At 72.0% G+C, this 20,954-nt stretch carries 17 protein-coding genes; 9 read left to right on the top strand and 8 right to left on the bottom strand.

Features of this window, described 5'->3' with window-relative positions; genetic code table 11:
- The first annotated feature begins 262 nt into the window (after window positions 1–262).
- The 4 genes from recO (at window position 263) to ABEA93_RS26895 (ending at window position 3,942) form a co-directional block, all read left to right on the top strand.
- Entirely contained in the window at window positions 263–1,015 is a 753-nt protein-coding gene (recO, locus tag ABEA93_RS26910; RefSeq protein ID WP_345678372.1) for a DNA repair protein RecO, read from the top strand.
- Between the two features lie 68 nt (window positions 1,016–1,083).
- Complete coding sequence (locus ABEA93_RS26905) at window positions 1,084–1,968, top strand: isoprenyl transferase (RefSeq protein WP_345678371.1); 885 nt, start codon at window positions 1,084–1,086, stop codon at window positions 1,966–1,968.
- Between the two features lie 64 nt (window positions 1,969–2,032).
- Entirely contained in the window at window positions 2,033–3,124 is a 1,092-nt protein-coding gene (locus tag ABEA93_RS26900) for a permease (RefSeq protein ID WP_345678370.1), read from the top strand.
- The gene (locus ABEA93_RS26895; protein WP_345678369.1) at window positions 3,121–3,942 is read left to right on the top strand and encodes a TIGR03943 family putative permease subunit; all 822 of its coding nucleotides are present in this window, start codon (window positions 3,121–3,123) and stop codon (window positions 3,940–3,942) included. Before ABEA93_RS26900 ends, ABEA93_RS26895 begins: the two co-directional genes overlap by 4 nt.
- A 27-nt stretch (window positions 3,943–3,969) precedes the next feature.
- Here the strand turns inward: ABEA93_RS26895 and ABEA93_RS26890 are convergent, their stop codons facing one another.
- From ABEA93_RS26890 to ABEA93_RS26870, 5 genes are all read right to left on the bottom strand, one after another.
- Window positions 3,970–6,390 carry a hypothetical protein gene (locus tag ABEA93_RS26890; RefSeq protein WP_345678368.1) on the bottom strand — a complete coding sequence of 807 codons (2,421 nt, stop codon included), beginning with the start codon at window positions 6,388–6,390 and terminating at the stop codon, window positions 3,970–3,972.
- Window positions 6,391–6,608: 218 nt separating this feature from the next.
- On the bottom strand, window positions 6,609–7,025 hold the full coding sequence (locus ABEA93_RS26885; protein ID WP_345678367.1) for a Fur family transcriptional regulator: 417 nt from the start codon (window positions 7,023–7,025) through the stop codon (window positions 6,609–6,611).
- Window positions 7,022–7,984, bottom strand: a complete 963-nt coding sequence (locus ABEA93_RS26880) for a metal ABC transporter permease (RefSeq protein ID WP_345678366.1) — start codon at window positions 7,982–7,984, stop codon at window positions 7,022–7,024. The genes ABEA93_RS26885 and ABEA93_RS26880 overlap by 4 nt, the downstream gene beginning before the upstream one ends.
- Window positions 7,981–8,760 (bottom strand): metal ABC transporter ATP-binding protein, encoded by a 780-nt coding sequence (locus ABEA93_RS26875; protein WP_345678365.1) that lies wholly within the window; start codon window positions 8,758–8,760, stop codon window positions 7,981–7,983. The genes ABEA93_RS26880 and ABEA93_RS26875 overlap by 4 nt, the downstream gene beginning before the upstream one ends.
- Window positions 8,751–9,719 (bottom strand): metal ABC transporter substrate-binding protein, encoded by a 969-nt coding sequence (locus tag ABEA93_RS26870; protein ID WP_345678364.1) that lies wholly within the window; start codon window positions 9,717–9,719, stop codon window positions 8,751–8,753. The genes ABEA93_RS26875 and ABEA93_RS26870 overlap by 10 nt, the downstream gene beginning before the upstream one ends.
- A 130-nt stretch (window positions 9,720–9,849) precedes the next feature.
- Here ABEA93_RS26870 and ABEA93_RS26865 point away from each other — a divergent pair, with 130 nt between their 5' ends.
- Window positions 9,850–11,232 carry a glycine--tRNA ligase gene (locus ABEA93_RS26865; protein ID WP_345678363.1) on the top strand — a complete coding sequence of 461 codons (1,383 nt, stop codon included), beginning with the start codon at window positions 9,850–9,852 and terminating at the stop codon, window positions 11,230–11,232.
- 142 nt (window positions 11,233–11,374) lie between these two features.
- On the opposite strand, the gene ybiA is transcribed toward ABEA93_RS26865, so the two are convergent.
- Window positions 11,375–12,001, bottom strand: a complete 627-nt coding sequence (ybiA, locus tag ABEA93_RS26860; RefSeq protein ID WP_345678362.1) for a riboflavin biosynthesis intermediates N-glycosidase — start codon at window positions 11,999–12,001, stop codon at window positions 11,375–11,377.
- Between the two features lie 191 nt (window positions 12,002–12,192).
- On the opposite strand from ybiA, the gene dusB reads away from it, so the two are divergent.
- On the top strand, window positions 12,193–13,380 hold the full coding sequence (gene dusB, locus ABEA93_RS26855) for a tRNA dihydrouridine synthase DusB (RefSeq protein WP_345678361.1): 1,188 nt from the start codon (window positions 12,193–12,195) through the stop codon (window positions 13,378–13,380).
- Window positions 13,381–13,844: 464 nt separating this feature from the next.
- Here the strand turns inward: dusB and ABEA93_RS26850 are convergent, their stop codons facing one another.
- Both ABEA93_RS26850 and ABEA93_RS26845 read right to left on the bottom strand, forming a co-directional pair.
- Window positions 13,845–15,014 (bottom strand): CobW family GTP-binding protein, encoded by a 1,170-nt coding sequence (locus tag ABEA93_RS26850; protein ID WP_345678360.1) that lies wholly within the window; start codon window positions 15,012–15,014, stop codon window positions 13,845–13,847.
- 41 nt (window positions 15,015–15,055) lie between these two features.
- Window positions 15,056–16,042: an AraC family transcriptional regulator gene (locus ABEA93_RS26845; protein WP_345678359.1), complete on the bottom strand. Its 987-nt coding sequence runs from the start codon at window positions 16,040–16,042 to the stop codon at window positions 15,056–15,058.
- Between the two features lie 81 nt (window positions 16,043–16,123).
- Between ABEA93_RS26845 and ABEA93_RS26840 the strand changes: the two genes are divergently transcribed.
- From ABEA93_RS26840 to ABEA93_RS26830, 3 genes are all read left to right on the top strand, one after another.
- Window positions 16,124–16,969 carry an NmrA family NAD(P)-binding protein gene (locus ABEA93_RS26840; protein WP_345678358.1) on the top strand — a complete coding sequence of 282 codons (846 nt, stop codon included), beginning with the start codon at window positions 16,124–16,126 and terminating at the stop codon, window positions 16,967–16,969.
- 273 nt (window positions 16,970–17,242) lie between these two features.
- Window positions 17,243–19,978 carry a pyruvate, phosphate dikinase gene (gene ppdK / locus ABEA93_RS26835; RefSeq protein ID WP_345678444.1) on the top strand — a complete coding sequence of 912 codons (2,736 nt, stop codon included), beginning with the start codon at window positions 17,243–17,245 and terminating at the stop codon, window positions 19,976–19,978.
- 165 nt (window positions 19,979–20,143) lie between these two features.
- Window positions 20,144–20,812 (top strand): TetR/AcrR family transcriptional regulator, encoded by a 669-nt coding sequence (locus ABEA93_RS26830; RefSeq protein WP_345678357.1) that lies wholly within the window; start codon window positions 20,144–20,146, stop codon window positions 20,810–20,812.
- The last annotated feature ends 142 nt before the right edge of the window (window positions 20,813–20,954 follow it).

The following is a 20,954-nucleotide window of genomic DNA, read 5'->3' as shown; positions in this document are numbered from 1 at the left end:
GCACCCCACCCGCACCCCACCCGCGCGCCGCCTGCGCAGGCTGTTCGCGCCTCTGCCCCGCGCCTTGGCCCGCGCGGTACCTCCCCTTGCCGCGCCACCCCATGCCCGCCGTCGCGCGGGCCATCACGCGCCACCCCTCGCGAATCCGCCCACCTCCCCTGGTCCTCCCCGGGTGTCGCGATCGGTCCCACGACACCGCGCCCGTCGAGCGCTTCGCCGTCGCGCGGTCCGGAGCGTCGGACCCCGGGTCGATAATGGGTGCGTGAGTCTCTACCGTGACGAGGGTGTCGTGCTGCGTACCCAGAAGCTGGGCGAGGCCGACCGGATCATCACCTTGCTCACCCGGGGGCACGGGCGGATAAGGGCCGTGGCGCGCGGGGTGCGGCGGACCAAGTCGAAGTTCGGCGCCCGCGTCGAACCGTTCGCGCACGTCGACATCCAGTTCTTCGCCAAGGGCAGCGAATTCCCCGGCCGCGGGCTGCCGTCGATCACGCAGGTCGAGACGCTGTCCGCGTTCGGCGGCGTGCTCGTTGCCGACTACCCGGCCTACACCGCCGGCACCGCGATCCTGGAGACCGCCGAACGCCTCACCGACCACGAGGGTGAACCGGCGCTCCAGCAGTACTTGCTGCTCATCGGCGCGCTCCGGACCCTGGCCGGCGGGGCGCACGAGCCCGCGCTGGTCCTCGACGCCTTCCTGCTGCGCTCGCTCGCGGTCGCCGGATACGCCCCCAGCTTCGGCGACTGCGCCCGCTGCGGCCTGGTCGGACCGCACCGGTTCTTCTCCGTCCAGGGCGGCGGAGCCGTGTGCGGGGACTGCCGTCCGGCCGGATCCGTCGTACCCTCTCCCGAGGCCCTCGATCTGCTCGGCGCGCTGTTGACCGGCGACTGGGCGGGCGCCGACGCCACCGCACCGCGGGTCCGGCGCGAGGGCAGCGGCCTGGTGGCCGCATATCTGCAATGGCATCTGGAGCGGGGTATCCGCTCGCTGAAACTGGTGGAGCGTTCATCGTGAGTCAGGCACGCGGCCGATTCGGACTGCCCATCCTCCGGAGAAGGGCGAGGCCCGCCGCCCGGTCGGGCGTGCGCCACCCGCACGAGTACCGCGACCCCAAGCCGCACGCGGGCGGCGTCCAGCCGCCGGTCTTCCCGGCCGACGCCGTGCCCCGGCACGTCGCGCTCGTCATGGACGGCAACGGCCGCTGGGCCAAGGAGCGCGGGCTGGCCCGCACCGACGGGCACACCGCGGGCGAGGCGTCGCTGTTCGACGTCGTCGAGGGCGCCGCGCAGATCGGCGTCGAGTACATCTCGGCGTACGCGTTCTCCACCGAGAACTGGAAGCGCTCGCCCGAAGAGGTCAAGTTCCTCATGGGCTTCAACATCGACACGATCCACCGCCGGATCGACGAGATGGACGAGCTGGGTGTGCGCATCCGCTGGTGCGGGCGGCGCCCCCGGCTGTGGAAGAGCGTCATCAGGGAACTCGAGATCGCCGAAGAGCGCACCAAGGACAACACGCGCCTGACGCTCGCCATGTGCATCAACTACGGAGGCCGCGCCGAGATCGTCGACGCGGCGGCTGCGCTGGCGCAGGACGTGCGCGACGGCAAGGTCGACCCGAAGAAGATCGACGAGTCGCTGTTCGCGAAGTACCTCGACGAGCCGGACATGCCCGACGTCGACCTGTTCATCCGCTCGTCGGGCGAGCAGCGGACGTCGAACTTCCTGCTGTGGCAGTCGGCGTACGCCGAGATGGTGTTCGACAACGTGCTGTGGCCGGATTTCGACCGCACCCACATGTGGAAGGCCGTCGAGTCGTACGTGGCCCGCGACCGCCGCTACGGCGGCGCGCTGCCGAACGTCGTCTCCACGGCGTCCGGCGAGGCGCCCGACACCGCCCCGGCGGCGGCCGCGGACGGTCCGGACGGCGCCGAAGCGGAAGCTCCCGTCGAGTCGAAATCCCGGTAAACCCAGGGCAAAACGCGCCACGCGCGGGTGAATGTGCCGGTGGCACGGGTCTTTGGATGCCAGCATGAACCGCATGTCCGAGCAGACCATGCCTCCCCGAGGCGCGCCCCCGAGCGGGTCGGCGCCGCCCGCCGCCACGGCCCCAGGGGAGCCCGCCTCCGAGCGGCCCGAAGGCATCGGGGCCGCCACCGCCGCACGCCGGCCGTGGCGGCCCGGTCAGCTCGAACTGTTCGTCGCCGGACTGTTCTTGCTGCTGATCGGCCAGACGTGGATCACCGACCGGCTCGACTCCCGCGCGATCCAGGCGTGGAGCACGGTCTTCGTCGCGATCGCCGTGCAGGCACTGCCGTTCCTGGTGCTCGGCACGGTCATCTCCGCGGCGATCACCGCGTTCGTCCCGCCGTCGGTGTTCACCAAGGTGCTGCCCCGCAACCAGGCCCTCGCGGTGCCGATCGCGGGTGCGGCCGGCGCCGTGCTGCCCGGCTGCGAATGCGCGTCCGTGCCGGTCGCGGGCGGCCTGATGGCCCGCGGCGTGGCACCCGCGGCGGCGCTCGCCTTCCTGCTCTCCGCGCCCGCGATCAACCCGATCGTGCTGACCGCCACCGCGGTCGCCTTCCCCGGCCGGCCGGAAATGGTCGTCGCCCGGTTCGCCGCATCGCTCGCCACGTCCGTGGTCATGGGCTGGCTGTGGATCCGCTTCGGCAAGACCGAATGGCTGCGCATCCCGCGCCGCTTCACCGAGCCCGGCTCGGGATCCCGCTGGGAGGACTTCCGCACCGGCATGCAGCACGACTTCCTGCACGCGGGCGGGTTCCTCGTGGTCGGTGCGACCACCGCGGCGACGCTCAACGTGACGGTGCCGAAGGACATCATCAACGCGGTGTCCGGCCACTGGTGGTTCGGCATCGTCGCGCTGGCATTCCTCGCCGTCGTTCTGGCGGTGTGCTCGGAGGCCGACGCGTTCGTCGCCGCCTCGCTGTCCGGCTTCTCGCCGACCGCGAAGCTGGCGTTCATGGTCGTCGGCCCGATGGTCGACGTGAAGCTGATCGCCCTGCAGTCCGGCACGTTCGGCAAGGGCTTCGCCGTCCGGTTCTCCACGGCCACCTTCGTCGTCGCCGTGGCCACCAGCATCGCCGTGGGGTGGTGGCTCCTGTGAAGCGCGACGTCCAGTCCGTCGTCCTCGTCCTGATCGGCGCCGCGCTGCTGCGGATCTCGCTCGGCGGCGAAATGTACCTGCGCTACGTCAAGGCCGGGCTGCGGCCCGCCCTCATCGCCGCGGGCGCGATCCTGCTGCTGGTCGGCCTGATCGGCGTGGTCCGCGACGGAATCCTGCGCAAGCACGAACAGCCCGCGGGGGAGGAGCACCACCGCGACACGCACGGGCACGAAGACCACGCCGGGCACGAAGGCCACGAGCACGCCGGAGACGACGAGCACGCCGCTTCCGGGGGCAGCCACGGCCACGACCACAGCCAAGGCCCGCGCGTCGCCTGGCTGCTGTGCCTTCCGGTGATAGCGCTGTTCCTCATCGCCCCGCCGGCGCTCGGCTCCTACACCGCGGAGCGCTCCGACAACGTGGTCGCCAAGCCCGCCGCCAAGACCGTCGACGCGGGCTTCCCGGCGCTGCCCCCGGGCGACCCGCTCGACATGACCATCGGGGACTACAGCGTCCGCGCCGTGTGGGACACCGCCGACACCCTCAACGGCCACAACGTGCGGCTCACCGGCTTCGTGACGCCCGGCGCCAACGGCACCTGGTACGTGACCCGCCTGGTCATCAGCTGCTGTGCCGCCGACGCGACCGTCCGCAAGGTCGAGATCCACGGGATGGCCGCGCCGCCGACCGACGCCTGGGTCCAGGTCACCGGCACGTGGCTCAAGTCGGACGGTCCTCCGGCGTCGGAAAGCACCATCCCGGCGCTGACGGCAACGAAGGCCGACCGGATTCCGACGCCGAAGGAACCGTACGAGTAAGGCGCCACCGCGTCCCGGCGGGGCAGGTCACTTCGACCGTTCCCAATACGGGCCGACTCCGCGGTCCTGGTCAGGGCGGAGGGAACCGTTGACCGACCCGCCGGGAGCCGAGGAGGGCCACGGTTCCGGCTGTGCGCGCCGGAGGGGCGGCTTGGTCGGCGAAACGGCGCGGATGCCCTGAGCGGCGGCTACGGCGGCGAAGTGCGCCGGGTCCGCCGACGCGGCCGTGTTGCGAACCGGCCGCGGCTCCGGCGGACCCGGGGCGTGTGGGGGCGAATGGTCGACGCCGGACGGTGAGGGCACCGCACCGGATGCTCCGCCCTCTTCGTCCTCCAGGAGGATCTCGCGACGTATGGCGAGCAGGTCCGCGGGGATGTCGAAGTCCGGCGCCGGGCGTCCTTGGACGAAACGCTGCTGGGCGATCGCCTCCCTTCCGATGGCGGAAGACATGACGTTCGTCGTCACCGTAGTGAAGAACGCCCCCTCCTTGCGGTAGCGGTCGCGTGCCGTCCCGTAGGCCTGCAACAGGGTCCCTCGCTTGCGGTCGGCGCCGCGGCCTAGTGCTTCCGCGGGAGTGCCGGTCTGTTCGGGTGTCCGCTCTCGGTCGGCTTCGTAGGCGGCGAGCCGACGGCCGCTTTCCACCCATTTCTTGCGGGTTGCCGCGACGCGGGATTGCAGGGTGACGATTTCGCGGGCGATGCCTGGAGAGTTGACCCTCATCCGGTTCTCGGCCGCGCTGATGGTCGCGGCCGCCGCCACGAATTCCGCCGACGGCGTCCAGCCTCCCGACAGCGTCCGGGCCACCTCGACGTCCGTCTCGGTGACCGCCACCGTTTCGACGGCCGTGTGCGCGGAATCGCGCTCGGGCGCCGGATCCTGCGGCGGCACGGGGGCCGCCAGCCCGTGGCGGTCGACGTGGTCGTCGACGAGCCGGGCCAGCACGTGCACCGGTGGTACGGGTTTGCCCATCGCGGACAGCACCCTCTGGGCAGCGCGAGCGGTGATCTGCGAGTCGACACGGACCCATCCGCTGCCGTCGTCCTCCAGTCCTCGCAAGAAGTCGATGAAACCGGACTCGAAATCCTGGGCACGGCGCGCCGCAGCGAGTCGCTCCGTGTCCACCGGCCCGATCATGTCGGTCCAGGTATCCAGGATCACCGCGCTGTGGCCGGGCAGTTGGTGGAGCAGGCGGCGCAGGTCGTGGTCGGCGTTGCCGATGCTCATAAGGTCGGCATCGATGAACTGGTACCAGAGCTCGGCGACGGTCTTGGCCATCTGGTTCACCCCCATCGGGGACAGCAGCGCCGCCGCGACGTCCCGACGGCTGCGACCTGCGAAGGGATCCGGCTTCGGTCGCGCGTCCCCCTTCGCCACATGCACGGCGTTCCGGTTGAACAGCCGCGTCCGCTCGTCGCGGGTGCGTTCGTCGGGCAACGCCGAGAAGCGCTCTGGAGGACCCGCGGGGTTGAGGTGCGCGTCCCACTCCGCGAGGGACGAGCGGAGGGTGGCCTCGAGCTCGGCGACGGAGGCTCCGAGTGACGCGGGGTCGATCGACAGGTCCGCCATGGGCAGCCGCCGTTGCAGGCCCCGCATATGTCCGAACACTTCCTCCGCGAGTCCGACCGGCATCGGGCTCCCGTCGAAGATGGCTCCGAAGGCGTCGACCATGCGCGGATGCGTGATGATCGTGTTGCCGCGGCTGGGATCTCCGAACTGGACAACCACGTCGGGCCCATACGGGTCGGAGGGCGTCAATTGGGGAAGAAAGGCGTCCAGTTCCTCGTGCGTGGTCGGTAGGCCGATCTTCTTGGCCAGCTCCGGCGCGCGGTCCACGACGATGTCCAGGAGTCGGTGCAGATTGGCGAGCTGCGCGTTCTCGAACACCGGCGCGCCACGCAAGGGGAGCGGATAGGCGCTTTGACGCGTCTGGGCTTCGTAGTACGCGCTCTGCTGGTCGGCGAGACTGTTCCAGCGCCCGGGATCGTCCTCGCGCATTTTGTCTGCCGTGATTCGCAACTGCTGGAGCTGGGCGACCAGTCCCTTGACTGCGAAGGGCGTCACCTCGGCGGCCGGTGGATAGAACCGGGGCAAGGCGCCGGCCTCCCACGCATGGGGCACCGTGATGAGGTCCACCGACTTGGCACCGACGACGTAGGTGCGAAGTCTCTTGGGTGCCGACACGGATGCATCGGCCTGGTTGCCCCCCAGCAGGGCGGCGACCTCGGGCAGCCCCGGCGGCAGACTGACCAGGTCGTAGCCGTCCTGGCAGTCCCGGGGTATGCGCACGACCGCGTAGCCACTGTTCTCCCGGTAGGTGCCGGTTTCCGTGGCCTTCGTCGGCAGCTTGCCGTGCAAGAGGGGCTCGGAGACCGGCAAACTGAACGCGGCGTAGCTGGCGCCGTTCCGGCGCTGATACTTGTCGAGGCTCTCCGCAAGCCTTGCCACCACAGCTTTTGCCTCCAGCCGTGAGCGCCCCGCCGCACCGGTCGGCCCGGTCCGCGAAAGCCGACGAAGGTCCGGGGGCGAAACACGCTCGTCCTGCGGACGGGTGCGAGCCGGGGAACTCTAACGGCTTTCGGCTCCCGACGGCATGCCGTCGGCGGGAAAACGGAGAACAGCGCTCGGCGGCCGGGCGGCCTCGTCTCCGAGCGCCTTCGGAGCGTGACTCAGCCCCGCGCCGCCTGTGTGCAAGGCCCGCACGTGCCGAAGATCTCCAGTTCGTGGGAGACATCGGTGTAGCCGTGTTCGGCGGCGATGCGGCCGGCCCAGCGCTCCACAGCGGGGCCTTCCACCTCGACCGTGCGGCCGCAGGCGCGGCAGACCAGGTGGTGGTGGTGTCCGCGGCTGCAGCGCCGGTAGACGGCTTCGCCGTCGGGGTTGCGCAGGACGTCGACCTCGCCGGCATCGGCCAGGGCCTGCAGCGTGCGGTACACCGTGGTCAGGCCCACCGAGTCGCCGCGCTGCTTGAGCAGGTCGTGCAGGTCCTGGGCGCTGCGGAAGTCCTCGACCTCGTCGAGGAGGGCCGACACGGCGGTGCGCTGCCGTGTGGATCTGCCGCGGGCCGGGCTGTTCGCGGTGGTCACCGGGGCTCCTCCTCCGATTTCGGCGGCTGCGGGGACGTGTCCCGCCCCGACATTGTGCCGGACGACGCCGAGGTGCTGCCGGTGAGCAGTGTGGCGTGCGCCACCTTCAGATCGTCTTCGGAGGCGGGGATGTCGGTGGCGCGGCCCCGGGCGCGGCGGGCTTTGAACGGTGCCACGACCACCCCGACCAGGACGAACAGGCCGATGGCGAGCAGCACGATGGTGGCGCCGGGCGGTGCCTCCACGTAGTAGGTGAGGGCGGTGCCGGAGACCGACACCACGACGCCCACGCCGATCGCCACGGCCGCGGTGACCGCGAACGTGCGGGTCAGCTGCTGGGCGATCGCGACCGGCACCACCATGAGCGCGCTGACCAGGAGCAGGCCGACCACGCGCATCGCGACGGTGACGGTGACCGCGGCGGTCACCGCGATGAGCAGGTTGAGCGCACGGACGGGCAGCCCGGTGACCCGGGCGAACTCCTCGTCCTGGCAGACCGTGAACAGCGGCTTGCGCAGCCCGATGGTGACCGCGAGGACGATGGCGGCGAGGACGGCCATGACCCGGAGGTCTTCCGGCGAGACCGTCGTGAGCTGTCCGAACAGGTAGGCGTTGAGGCTGGCCCCGCCGCCCGCGGATTGGCTGGCGAGCATGACGCCGCCCGCGATGCCGCCGTAGAACAGGACGGACAGGGCGACGTCGCCGCTGACCTTGCTGCGTTCACGGACGAGTTCGATGACGATCGCGCCCGCGGCGGCGGTCAGCACCGCGAACAGCACCGGCGACTGGCTGAACAGCAGGCCGAGTCCGACGCCGGTGAGCGCGATGTGGCCGATGCCGTCGCCCATGAACGCCTGGCGGCGCTGCACGAGGTAGACGCCGACGGACGGTGCGGTCATGCCGACCAGCAGCGCGGCGAGCAGCGCGCGCTGCATGAAGTCGTAGTGGAGCAGGCTCACGTCAGCAGTCCCGAGGTGGTGTGGTCGTCGGCGTGCGGGTGCACGTGGTCGTGGCCGGGCAGCGCGTGCTGGCCGAGGGCCTGGGGCGGCGGTCCGTCGTGGCAGACGCAGCCGTCGCGCAGCACGACCGCGCGGTCGATGAGGGGCTCGAGCGGTCCGAGTTCGTGGAGCACCAGCAGGACCGCGCGGCCTTGTTCCTTCTGCCGGCGCAGGGTGTCGGCGAGGACTTCCTGGCTGGCCAGGTCGACGCCCGCCATGGGCTCGTCCATGATCAGCAGGTCGGGGCGGCGGGCCAGGGCGCGGGCGATGAGGACGCGCTGCTGCTGGCCGCCGGACAGGTCCGCGACGCCGTCGCCGGCCCGGTCGCGCATGCCGACGGCGTCGAGGGCGTCGTCGACGGCCGTGCGGTCGTCGCGGCCGAGGTGGAACATGTGGCGCCGGGTGAGCCGTCCGGACGCCACCACTTCGCGGACGTTGGCCGGGACGCCCGCCGCGGCGGTGGTGCGCTGCGGCACGTAGCCGATACGCGACCAGTCCTTGAACTTGCCGTACGGGGTGCCGAACAGGTCGATCCGGCCGCCGCTCAGCGGCACCAGGCCGACGAGCGAGCGGACGAGCGTGGACTTGCCGGAGCCGTTGGCGCCGAGCAGCGCGACGACTTCGCCGGGCGCGACGGCCAGGTCGACGCCGCGCAGGACGGCGCGGCCGCCGAGGGCGGCGGTGCCGCCGGTCAGCCGGACGGCGGGGGCGTCGGCGTGGGGGGTGTTCACTGGCATCCGAGTGCCTTCCGCAGGGCGTCGAGGTTGGCGCGCATCACGGAGAAGTAATCGGCCTTGGACTCGTCCTTGATTCCCTCCAGGGGATCGAGGACGGCGGCGGTGGCACCGGTGTCGCGGGCGAGCGCCTCGGCGGTCTTGGGACTGGCGAGGGTTTCGAAGAAGACGGTGGTGACGCCGCGGTCCTTGACGAGCTTCTGCAGGTCGGCGATGCGCGCGGGGGAGGGCTCGGAGTCGGGGTTGACGCCGGTGACGCCGATTTCGTCGATGCCGTACCGCTCGGCGAGGTAGCCGAAGGCGGCGTGGCTGGTCACGAACTCGTGGCGTTCGCAGCTCGCGAGGCCGGTTCTGAACTCGTTGTCGAGCCCGTCGAGCTGGGTCTTCAGGTCGGCGGCCCGGGCCCGGTAGTCCGCCGCGTGGGCCGGGTCGGCCTCGGCGAGGGTCTCGCCGACGCCGACGGCGACGGTGGCCAGCCGGGTCGGGTCGAGCCAGATGTGCGGGTCGCCGCCGCCTTCCGCGGAGTGGTCGTGGCCGTCTCCGCCGCCGTGGTCGTGCCCGCTGTGCCCGTCGACCTCGTCGCCGTGCTCTTCGAGGGGGCTCAGCTCGCTCGCTTCCACGACGTGGTCCGGCTTCTCCAGATGCACGGCCTTGTCCACGGCGGGCTGCAGGCCCTTCAGGTACACCATCACATCCGCATCGGCGACGGCCGCGACCTGCTTGGGCTGCAGCTCCAGTTCGTGGGGTTCGGCGCCCGGCTTGGTCAGGTTCGTGACGCGTACTTCGGGGCCGCCGACCTGCTGCGCGACGAACTTCAGGGGGTAGAACGCGGCGACCACGCGTACCGAGCCGCTGCCGGTTGTGCTGCCCGCGTCGTCCTTGGCACCGCATGCGGTCAGCAGCAGCGCGGAGACCGCGGCGAGCGCGGTGAAGGACACGGGGGCAGCCCGGCGTATGTTCATGACAATCATTCTCAACTTAACTGACAATGATTGTCAATTGCGGAATCTTTGGGGGCGACCGGTACCCCGGACCGCCGGTACCCTGTGCGAACACCGTCACTGACCGCATCGTCGCACCGAAGAGAGCATCGTGGCCGCCGACAAAATCGAGACCATCGTCAGCCTGAGCAAGCGCCGCGGGTTCGTGTACCCGTGCTCCGAAATCTACGGCGGCCAGCGGGCCGCCTGGGACTACGGACCGCTCGGTGTGGAGCTGAAGGAGAACATCAAGCGCCAGTGGTGGCGCGCGATGGTCACCTCGCGCGACGACATCGTGGGTCTGGACTCGTCGGTCATTCTCGCCCGCGAGGTGTGGGAAGCATCCGGCCACGTCGAGGCGTTCGTCGACCCGCTGACCGAGTGCACCTCCTGCCACAAGCGGTTCCGCGCGGACCACCTCGAAGAGGCCTACGAGGCCAAGCACGGCCGCCCGCCGGCCAACGGCCTCACCGAACTCAACTGCCCGAACTGCGGCACCAAGGGCGCGTTCACCGAGCCCAAGATGTTCAACGGCCTTCTGCAGACCTACCTGGGCCCAGTCCAGGACGAGTCCGGCCGCGCCTACCTCCGCCCGGAGACCGCGCAGGGCATCTTCGTGAACTACAAGCTGGTGCAGGACAGCGCCCGTAAGAAGCCGCCGTTCGGCATCGCGCAGGTCGGCAAGAGCTTCCGCAACGAGATCACGCCGGGCAACTTCATCTTCCGCACCCGCGAGTTCGAGCAGATGGAGATGGAGTTCTTCGTCAAGCCGGGCGAGGACGAGCAGTGGCACGAGTACTGGCTCCAGGAGCGCTGGAACTGGTACACCGGCCTCGGCCTCCGCGAGGAGAACATGCGCTTCTTCGAGCACCCGAAGGAGAAGCTGTCGCACTACTCGAAGCGGACCGCGGACATCGAGTACCGCTTCCAGTTCGGCGGCAACGAGTTCGGTGAGCTGGAAGGCGTCGCCAACCGCACCGACTACGACCTCAGCACGCACTCCAAGCACTCCGGCACCGACCTCTCCTTCTTCGACCAGGAGACCAAGGAGCGCTGGATGCCGTATGTCATCGAACCGGCAGCCGGCGTCAACCGCGCCATGCTCGCGTTCATGATCGACGCGTACAGCGAGGACGAGGCGCCCAATGCCAAGGGCGTCATGGAGAAGCGCGTCGTCATGCGCCTCGACCCGCGCCTCGCCCCGGTCAAGGCCGCGGTCCTGCCGCTGTCCCGCAACACCGACCTGTCGCCCAAGGCCCGCGGCCTCGCCGCCGACCTGCGCCAGTTCTGGAACGTCGACTTCGACGACGCGGGCGCCATCGGCCGCCGCTACCGCCGCCAGGACGAGATCGGCACGCCGTTCTGCATCACGGTGGACTTCGACACCCTCGAAGACAACGCGGTCACCATCCGCGACCGCGACACCATGGGCCAGGAGCGCGTGGGCCTCGACCGGGTGCGCGAGTACCTGGCGCCGCGGCTGATCGGCTGCTGACCTTCACGTGCCACGCCGAGCGGCCCGCTCCCCCTCCGCGGGGGAGCGGGCCGCTCGGTTTTTGCGTTGCTCGGTTTGCGTTGCCCGGTTTGCGCTGCGGGCAGGCCTGAGGGGGCGGGCTGCCCGGCTTGTGCGCGGATCGTCAGGCGAGGTCTTCCGCGGACGCCAGCCGGGCCCGGGCCTCCATCAACGCGAAACCCAGCAGGTTGAGGCCGCGCCAGCTTTCCGGACGGTCGGCGTTCTCGTTCCGCGCGCCCAGCCCGATGCCCCAGATGCGGTCGCGAGGGCTCGCCTCGACCAAGACGCGGCTGCCGGTGCCGAGCAGGAACGCCCGCAACGCCGGATCCTGCCCGAACTTCGCGACATTGCCTTCCACCACCAGCTCGAAGCGGCCCGCCACCCACGTCGCCTCGTCGAAGCCGCGGACCTCCCGGCCGACTGCCTTGGCCTCCTTCGGATGCGCGGCCTTGACCGCGCGCTTCTCCGCCGTCGCGTCCCCGAACATCCGGGCCTTGCCCGCCATCATCCAGTGCTCGGCGGTCGCATAGGTGACGCCGTCGACAGTGAACGGGGACGGGTACCACTGGCTCAGACACCCCGCGCCGACCGATCCGTCGGCCTGCGGCTGGTGCCCCCAGAAGTGCAGGAACTTGACGCGCTTCCCGGTGCCCGTCAGGGCGAGCAGCGCGGCGACGTCCCGGGGCTCGGGGGTGCTCGCCGGTTCGGGGGTGCTCGCCGGCTCGATCGATGCGGATTCCGTGCTGGTCATGTCACGTCCCCAAGTGCCCGGTGCGGTCAGGTCCCGACCAGCCTGGCAGCGGCCGGGCGGAGCGCGCCACCGGTTTTTCTCGATGTGAGGACAACCTGCCCCGAGGGTGGCCCCTGTGCATATCCGGCAGCCCCGCCGCCCGCTTGCGCGACAATAGGGAAACCCGTCCGCACGACCTGGAGCGATCCGCCATGACCACCACCGGGACGACCGACGCCGAGACCGCCGCGGCGACGGACTTCGCGCCGCTGCGCCTCGGCCGCACCGAGGTGTGGCCGCCGGTCGTCCTCGCGCCGATGGCCGGAATCACCAACGCCCCGTTCCGCACGCTGTGCCAGGAGCAGGCCGAATCCGTCACCGAGTCGCGGCCGGCCGGGCTCTACGTCAGCGAAATGATCACCACGCGCGCCCTCGTCGAACGCGACGACAAGACCATGCGCCTGATCCGCTTCGCCGCCACCGAACGCCCGCGCAGCATCCAGCTCTACGGCGTCGACCCGGACGTCGTCGGCCGCGCCGTCGCGATGATCGTCGACGAGGACCTCGCCGACCACATCGACCTCAACTTCGGCTGCCCGGTGCCCAAGGTGACGCGCAAGGGCGGCGGATCCGCGCTCCCGTACAAGCGCAACCTGCTCCGCGACATCCTGCGCGCCGCGGTCAAGAACGCCCGCCACCTGCCCGTCACCATGAAGATGCGCAAGGGCATCGACGACGACCACCTCACCTACCTGGACGCGGGCCGCATCGCCCAGGACGAAGGAATCACCTGGGTCGCCCTGCACGGCCGCACCGCCCAGCAGCACTACGGCGGCACCGCCGACTGGTCGTCCATCGCCCGCCTCAAGGAAGCCGTCGACGTCCCGGTGCTCGGCAACGGCGACATCTGGGACGCCGACGACGCCCTCCGCATGCTCCGCGAAACCGGCTGCGACGGCGTCGTGGTCGGCCGCGGCTGCCTGGGCCGCCCATGGCTCTTCCGCGACCTCGTCTCGATCTTCGAAGGCAGCGACCACCGAGCCCGCCCCACCCTCCGCGAAGTCACCGGCGTCATGCGCCGCCACGCGGAACTCCTCGGCGACTGGATGGGCGAGGAACGCGGCGTCACCGACTTCCGCAAGCACGTCGCCTGGTACACCAAGGGCTTCTCGGTCGGCTCCGAAGCCCGCCGCGGCCTTGCCATGGTCGGCAACCTGAGCCAACTCGACGACCTCATCGCCACCCTCCACCTCGACCAGCCCTGGCCCACCGGCGCCGACGGCCCCCGCGGCCGCACCGCAGGCGGCAAGAAGGTCGTCCTCCCCGAGGGCTGGCTCGACGACCCCGAATGCGCGGTCCCGCCGACGGAGGACGCGGAGACGGACCACTCGGGGGGCTGAGGCGCGGTCCGGAGGCTTTGGCCGGAGTCGGGCCGCTCGGGCGACGGGCAGGTGTGCCGGACGGCTGAACGGACGCGCTGCCGCGCGCGAGCCTGGGCGGAGGCGGCCGCGGCACAGCCGGTCCGGAGCTGTTCTCCGGGCGCCGCGGCGAACTGCCTGGCCGATCGGGGCGTCGGACCGGTCGAGCAGCGTCCATAGGCGGTTTGCCGGGCGGAGCCAGGCTGGTCCGGGGCCGGGTGGACACCGGGCGGTGGGCTGCGCTGCGTTGCCCTGCCACGGCCGCCACGCGGCGGAAGCTCAGGCCGCCGTGCGGCGGCGGTCTCGAACGTGCGGGCCGCGCGCGTCGCGAGCGCCCGCCTCCCCAAGCGAGCCCCGTCCGCTTGGCCCGAATCTGCCGCGCACGGTCGGCCGAACTCCGGTGGAGGGCTTGGATCTTGCCTGGCCGGGGCGGAGCCGCGGAGCGGTCAGTCGGCGTAGGCCTCGACCTCCGCGGCCGACAGGTCCGGGTCGGTGCCCGGCGTGTCGGACTCGCGGGCTGCGGCGCGGTCTTCGGCTTCGCGGCCTTCGAGATGGCGGCGGATTCCGGCCATCGCGATGTCCGGGTCGGCGACCGGGCCCGCGCTTTCCGCCAGGGTGCAGGCGGCGAAGCCGTCGCGGAGGGCGGCGGCATCGAAGCCCGCGCCGATCGCGACCAGGGTGGTGGTCGGCTGCTGCCCGCGCGGCCAGCCCGAGCGGGTGTAGGAGAGGTGGCGTCCGACCAACTGCAGGGTGTAGCGGTCGGGGCGGCCGGGGAGCGCGAAGCGTACGAACCCCTTCATGCGGTACACACCCGGGAACCCGCGTTCCATGAACGCGGCGAACGCCCGCGGGTCCAGCGGCTCCGCGGACTCCAGGTTGAGCGTGTCGTAGGCGCTGTGCAGGTGGTCGGCGTGGGCGTCGTCGGCTGCGTCGGTGCCGTGGTCACCGTGGGCTTCGTGCGTGGCCGCGTCGCGGAGCAGGTCGTCGAAGGACAGCTGCCGGGCCCGCGGCACGGTGCGCGCGCCGTGGGGAGCCGCGTCGAACAGGAGCGCGGGGTCGATGCGGCCGCGCAGGGACGGCACCACGGGCGCGCCGGGGGCGAGTTCGGCCAGAGTGGCGTGCAGCGCGGCGCGTTCCGCCGGGTCGAGCAGGTCGTCCTTGTTGGCGACGACGAGGTCGGCGTAGTGCAGGTGGCGGTCGATTTCCGGGTGTTCGGCGCGGGTGGCGGCGAAGTGGGCACCGTCGACGACCATGAGGAGTCCGGCGTACCGGATCCGCTGGTGGCGGCTGGCCAGCACCATCTGGACGAGTTCCACCGGCTCGGCGAGACCGCTGGCCTCCACGACGATCACGTCGGGCTTGGTGCGTGCGAGGCGGCTGAACATGCCGTCCAGGTCGGACGTGTCGAGCACGCAGCACAGGCAGCCGTTGCCGAGCGACACCATCGAATCGACCTGTGCGGACACGAGCATCGCGTCGATGTTCACGGATCCGAAGTCGTTGACGACGACCGCGATCCGGGTGCCGTCCGCGTGCCGCAGCAGGTGGTTGAGCAGCGTGGTCTTGCCCGCGCCGAGGAACCCGGCGACGAGGACGACCGGGATGCGCTTGCCCACGGGATGCCTTTCGTCGGTGCTGTGCGTCGCCGACCATTCGATCAGACGCGGCGGTCGTCGGCGGACGGTGCCGGGGGTCGGCCGGTCGGACCCGGGTCGGGGCGGCGCCGGTGCGACGGAGTGACGCCGTGGGCGCGTTTGAAGGCGACGCTGAAGGCGAACGCGTCGGTGTAGCCCACGAGTCGGCCCACCGCGCCGACGGTGGCATCGGTGTCCCGGAGCAGGTCGGCGGCGAGGGTCATCCGCCAGGCGGTGAGGTAGGTGAGCGGCGGCTCCCCGACCAGGGCGGCGAAGCGCGCGGCGAACGCGGCACGGGACAGGCCGGCCTCGGCGGCCAGCGCGGCGACCGTCCACCGGCGGGCGGGCTCCTCGTGCAGGGCGCGCAGCGCGGCGCCGATCGCAGGGTCGGCGGTGGCCCGGTACCAGGCGGGCGGGCGCGCGTCCGGGGCGGCCCACCACGCGCGCAGCGCCAGGACGAGGACGAGGTCGAGCAGGCGTCCCAGGACCGCGTCCTGCCCGGGCTCGTCGTGGGCGGTCTCGGCGGCGAGGAGGTCCAGGGCGGCCCGGGTACGCGGCCCGGCGGGCACGACGGCGAGGGGCGGCAGCGCGGCCAGCACGCGCTCGCCGACCTGGCCGTGCAGGTCGTAGCTGCCGCGGAGCACGGCGTCGGCGCCGGACCGGCCGTCCCCGTACGTCCGAGGCGCGAGGCTGCGGCGCACCCGGTCCGCCGCTTCGCTGCCGTCGACGGAGAGCTTGCGGCCGTCGCGGATCACGACGAGGGGCCGGGTGGTGGGCGCATCGGAGATGGTGTGCGGCGCGGGGCCGCGGACCAAAGCGATGTCGCCTTGTGCGAGGCGGGTGGGGGAGGCGTCGTCGACGCCGACCCAGGCGTCGCCGTGGAGCGCGGCGACGAGCGAGAGCAGCGGCGGGTCGGCGAACGTCAGCGACCACGGTGGTCGCTGGATCAGTTGCCGGACGGCGGTGTGCGAGGCGCGGGCCCGGTGCAGTAAGTCGCTCAGGACGTCCACAGGGCGACGTTAGACGATGGCAAAGGGAACCGCGACTATCACCTATGGATCGTCTGGCCGGTGTGGAGTTCGCTGGTGGCCATGAATACGACCCTTGTCCTCGGCGGCACCGGAACGACCGGCCGCCGCATTGCCCGGCGACTGCGGGAGGCCGGACACCCGGTACGGACCGCGTCGCGCACCGGCGGCGACGTCCGCTGCGCACTCGGAGAACCGTCGACGTGGGCGGCGGCGCTCGACGGGGTCGCCGGGCTGTACGTGCTGGAGCCCGACCTGCGGACGGGCCTCGACCCGAGCGTACGGATCCCCGGACTGGTCGAGGCCGCGGCCGCCGCGGGGGTGCGGCGGGTGGTGCTGCTGTCCGCGCACGGCGTGGGGGAGGCGGACGACGGGCGTCCGCTGAAGGGCGCGGAGGACGCCGTCCGCGCCTCGGGCATGGACTGGACGATCCTGCGGCCCGGCTGGTTCGCGCAGAACTTCAGCGAGACGTTCTGGCGTCCGGCGGTCCTGACGGGAACGCTGGCGCTGCCGACCGGCGACGGACGCACCGCGTTCGTCGACGCGGACGACATCGCCGAGGTCGCCGCGGCGGCTTTGACGGATGTGCGGCATGCGGGGCGGATCTACCAGCTCACCGGCCCTCGGTCGCTCGGCTTCGCGGAAGCCGTGGAGATCATCGGCAAGGCCACGGGCCGAACCGTCCGGCACGTCGACGTCACGGCGGAGGCCTTCGTCGAGCAGCAGGTTGCCCACGGGGTGGCTCCGGACGTCGCAGCCCGGCTGTGCGGCCTGCTGGTGGCGGTCCGCGACGGGCTCGGGTCGGGGGTGTCCGACGGGGTGCGCGAGGCCTTGGGGCGGCCGGCCCGGGGATTCGAGCAGTTCGTGGCGGGGGCGGTGGGGGCTTGGAGCGAGTCGGACTTGCCGTGAACAGCTGGGGGCCCCACCCCCCTCCCCCAACCCCCTGAGAATGCCCCACCCCCCATTCCCGGGTTCTCCGCAAACCGCTCGCCGCGCCAGACCGCCCCCCTTGGCGTGATCCTGGTCTCAAGGCGTGCCCGGTCGGCTGGGCTGGGTACGCTCCCCGCCATCAGGGCAATCGGGCCGTGCGACTTCTGCCGGTGTCAGGCGCGGGGGCCCCTCACCCCCGCACGGTGGTCATGCGGCCCACCGTCGTGCGCGAGGGGGATACCCGTGCCGAACATCCCGAAATTCGTCTACGCCTTCGCCGAAGGCAACAAGGACCTCAAGGACCTGCTCGGCGGCAAAGGCGCCAACCTGGCCGAGATGCACAACCTCGGCCTGCCGGTGCCGCCGGGCTTCACGATCACCACGGACGCCTGCCGCGCCTACCTGCACGCGGGCGAGGAGCCGACCGGGCTGCGCGAGCAGGTGGATGCGCACCTGGCCGCGCTGGAGAAGCGCATGGCGCGGCAGCTCGGGCAGCCCGACGACCCGCTGCTGGTGTCGGTGCGTTCCGGTGCGGCGTTCTCGATGCCGGGGATGATGGACACCGTCCTCAACATCGGCCTCACCGACGCCTCCGTCGCCGGGTTGGCCGCGCAGGCGGACGACGAGCGGTTCGCGTGGGACTCGTACCGGCGGCTCGTGCAGATGTTCGGCAAGACCGTGCTCGGCATCGACGGCGACCTGTTCGAGGAGCGGCTGGAGGCGGCCAAGCAGGCCAAGGGGGCGGCGACCGACGTCGACCTCGACGCGGACGATCTGCGCGCCCTGGTCGGCGAATTCCAGGACCTGGTCGCCGAGCACGCGGGCGTCGCGTTCCCGCAGGACCCGCGGACGCAGCTGGACATGGCGGTCCGCGCGGTCTTCGCGTCGTGGAACGGCGAGCGGGCGCGGCTGTACCGCCGCCAGGAGCGCATTCCGGACGATTTGGGTACCGCGGTCAACATCGTCGCGATGGTCTTCGGCAACCTCGGCCCCGACTCCGGCACCGGCGTCGCGTTCACCCGCGACCCGGCCACCGGGCAGCCCGGCGTGTACGGCGACTACCTCGCCAACGCGCAAGGGGAGGACGTCGTCGCCGGCATCCGCAACACCGTGCCCCTGGCCGCGCTCGAAGAACTCGACAAGACCTCCTACGACCGCCTGCTCGACATCATGCGGATCCTCGAAGACCACTACCGGGACCTGTGCGACATCGAGTTCACGATCGAACGCGGCACCTTGTGGATGCTCCAGACCCGCGTCGGCAAGCGCACGGCGGAGGCGGCCTTCCGCATTGCGGCGCAGCTTGCCGACCAAGGGCTGATCGACGCGGACGAGGCGCTGTGCCGCGTCACCGGAGCGCAGCTCGCGCAGCTGATGTTCCCCCGCTTCGCCGCCATCGGAGAGGACAGCCCCGACGGGCCCACCGCGATCGCCCGCGGCATCCCCGCCTCGCCGGGCGCCGCCGTCGGGCGGGCCGTCTTCGACCAGGCGACGGCGGTGGCCTGGGCGGCCCGCGGCGAGCACGTGATCCTGGTGCGGCGCGAGACCAACCCCGACGACCTGGCCGGCATGGTCGCCGCGGACGGCATCCTCACCAGCCGCGGCGGCAAGACCTCGCACGCCGCGGTCGTGGCCCGCGGCATGGGCAAAACCTGCGTGTGCGGCGCCGAGGACCTCGACGTGGACGCGCGCGCCCGCCGCTGCACGGCGCCGGGCGGCATCATCGTCGCGGAAGGCGACGTGATCTCGGTGGACGGCATGACCGGCCGCGTCTACGCCGGGGCCGCCCCCGTCGTGCCCCCGCCCGTCGTCGACTACTTCGAAGGCCGCATCACCGCGGACGACGACACCGACGGCCTGGTCGCCGCCGTCGCGCGCATCCTCGGCCACGCCGACCGGCGCCGCCGCCTGCGGGTCCGGGCGAACGCCGACACCGGGCCCGACGCGCAGCGCGCCCGCCGCTTCGGCGCCGAAGGAATCGGACTGCTGCGCACCGAGCACATGTTCCTCGGCGAACGCCGCAAGTACGTGGAACGGCTCGTCCTCGCCGACTCCGACGACGGCCGCGCCGCCGCCCTCGACGCGCTGCTGCCGCTGCAGCGCCAGGACTTCGCCGAGGTGCTGGAGGCCATGGACGGCCTGCCGGTGACCATCCGGCTCATCGACCCGCCCCTGCACGAGTTCCTGCCCGACCTCACCGACCTGTCGGTCCGCGTCGCGGTCGCCGAAGCGCTCGGCGACCCGGTCGGCGAGGAACGCGAACTGCTGGACGCCGTCCGCCGGTTGCACGAGCAGAACCCGATGCTCGGGCTCCGCGGCGTGCGCCTCGGACTGGTCATCCCCGGCCTGTTCGCGATGCAGATCCGCGCGGTCGCCGAGGCCGCGGTCGCGCGCATCCGGGCCGGCGGCGACCCGCGCCCGGAGATCATGGTCCCGCTGGTCGGCGCGCTCCGGGAGCTGGCACTCGTCGGCGACGAGGCCCGCACGGTGTTCGCCGAGGTCAGTGCCGAATCCGGCACCGAGGTGGCGTTCCCGGTCGGCACCATGATCGAGCTCCCGCGTGCCGCGCTCACCGCCGGCCGGATCGCCGAGGCCGCCGAGTTCTTCTCGTTCGGCACGAACGACCTCACCCAGACCACGTGGGGTTTCTCGCGCGACGACGTGGAGGCGTCGTTCTTCACCGAGTACCTGGACGCGGGCATCTTCCGGGTGTCGCCGTTCGAGACCCTCGACCGCGGCGGCGTCGGGCGACTGGTGGCGCTGGCCGTGGCCGAGGGCCGGGAGACCCGCCCCGGTCTCGGGCTCGGCGTCTGCGGCGAGCACGGCGGCGACCCCGAGTCGGTGCGGTTCTTCCACGACACCGGGCTCGACTACGTGTCGTGCTCGCCGTTCCGGCTCCCCGTCGCCCGGCTGGAAGCCGGCCGCGCCGCGGTGCTGGGTACCCCCGACGGGGCCGGAAGCGGCGGATCGGGCGGCGATACGCGATGACACCCGAGTGACGGCGGGCGGGCGGAGTGCCCCGGGTGCTCCGCCCGCCCGCGGGGCCGAAGCGGGGCGCGGAACGGGCCGGACGACGGGTCGGCGGTGGCCATTTCGCGTCTCGGGCACGGAAGGCCTTGGGGCCCGGGCGGGGGCACGTTCTACAGTGATCTCGTGCCGAAGATACGTGCAGCCTCCGTTGCCGAGCACCGCGCCATGCAGCACGCCGCCCTGCTCGATGCCGCCCGTGCGCTCCTGGACGAGGGCGGTTTCGCCGCGCTGACCTTCCCCGCGCTCGCCGAACGCACCGGGCTCGCCCGCTCCTCGGTCTACGAGTACTTCCGGTCGCGCGCGGCCGTCGTCGAGGAACTGTGCGCGGTCGACCTGCCCGCCTGGGTCGCCGAGGTCGAGGACGCCATGGCGGCCGTCGACGACCCGGCCGGGAAGATCGCCGCCTACGTCCAGCGGCAGCTGGAACTCGTCGGCGACCGCACCCACCGGGTCGTGGTGGCCATCTCCACCGGCGAACTCGACGCCAACGCCCGTGAGCGGATAAGGGCCGCGCACGGCCGCATCGTCGAACTCGTGGTGAACGCGCTCGACGACCTCGGCCACCCCGATCCGATGCTCGTCGCCTCGCTCGTGCAGGGCATGGTCGACGCGGCCGTCCGCCGCATCGAATGCGGTGCCGACGGGGCGGAGGTCACCGCGGCCACCCTCGGGCTGGTGCTCGGCGGGGTCGCGGAGATCCGGCTGCCGGGGGCGGTCGAGGAGTCGTCCGAGGATGCCGAGGGCGCTGCGGACGGCGCCGAGGGCGCGACGGAGACCGAAGCCGCGGTCTGAGTCCGGAGTGCCGCGAGGACGTGCCGAGGCGCGTCCGGCGGTGGCCGGCCGGGGGCGGGACGGCAGGGGGCCGTGCGGCGGATAGAGCCGCACACGGCCACGGTGCACCAGCCCCGACGGGTCGGCGTACTTCGGCGCGCCC

The sequence above is a fragment of the Yinghuangia aomiensis genome (assembly GCF_039542225.1).
In the GTDB taxonomy this organism is placed as follows: Bacteria; Actinomycetota; Actinomycetes; order Streptomycetales; family Streptomycetaceae; genus Yinghuangia; species Yinghuangia aomiensis.
Note: the sequence above shows the minus strand (reverse complement) of the source record. Positions and strands in the feature narration are given on the sequence as shown.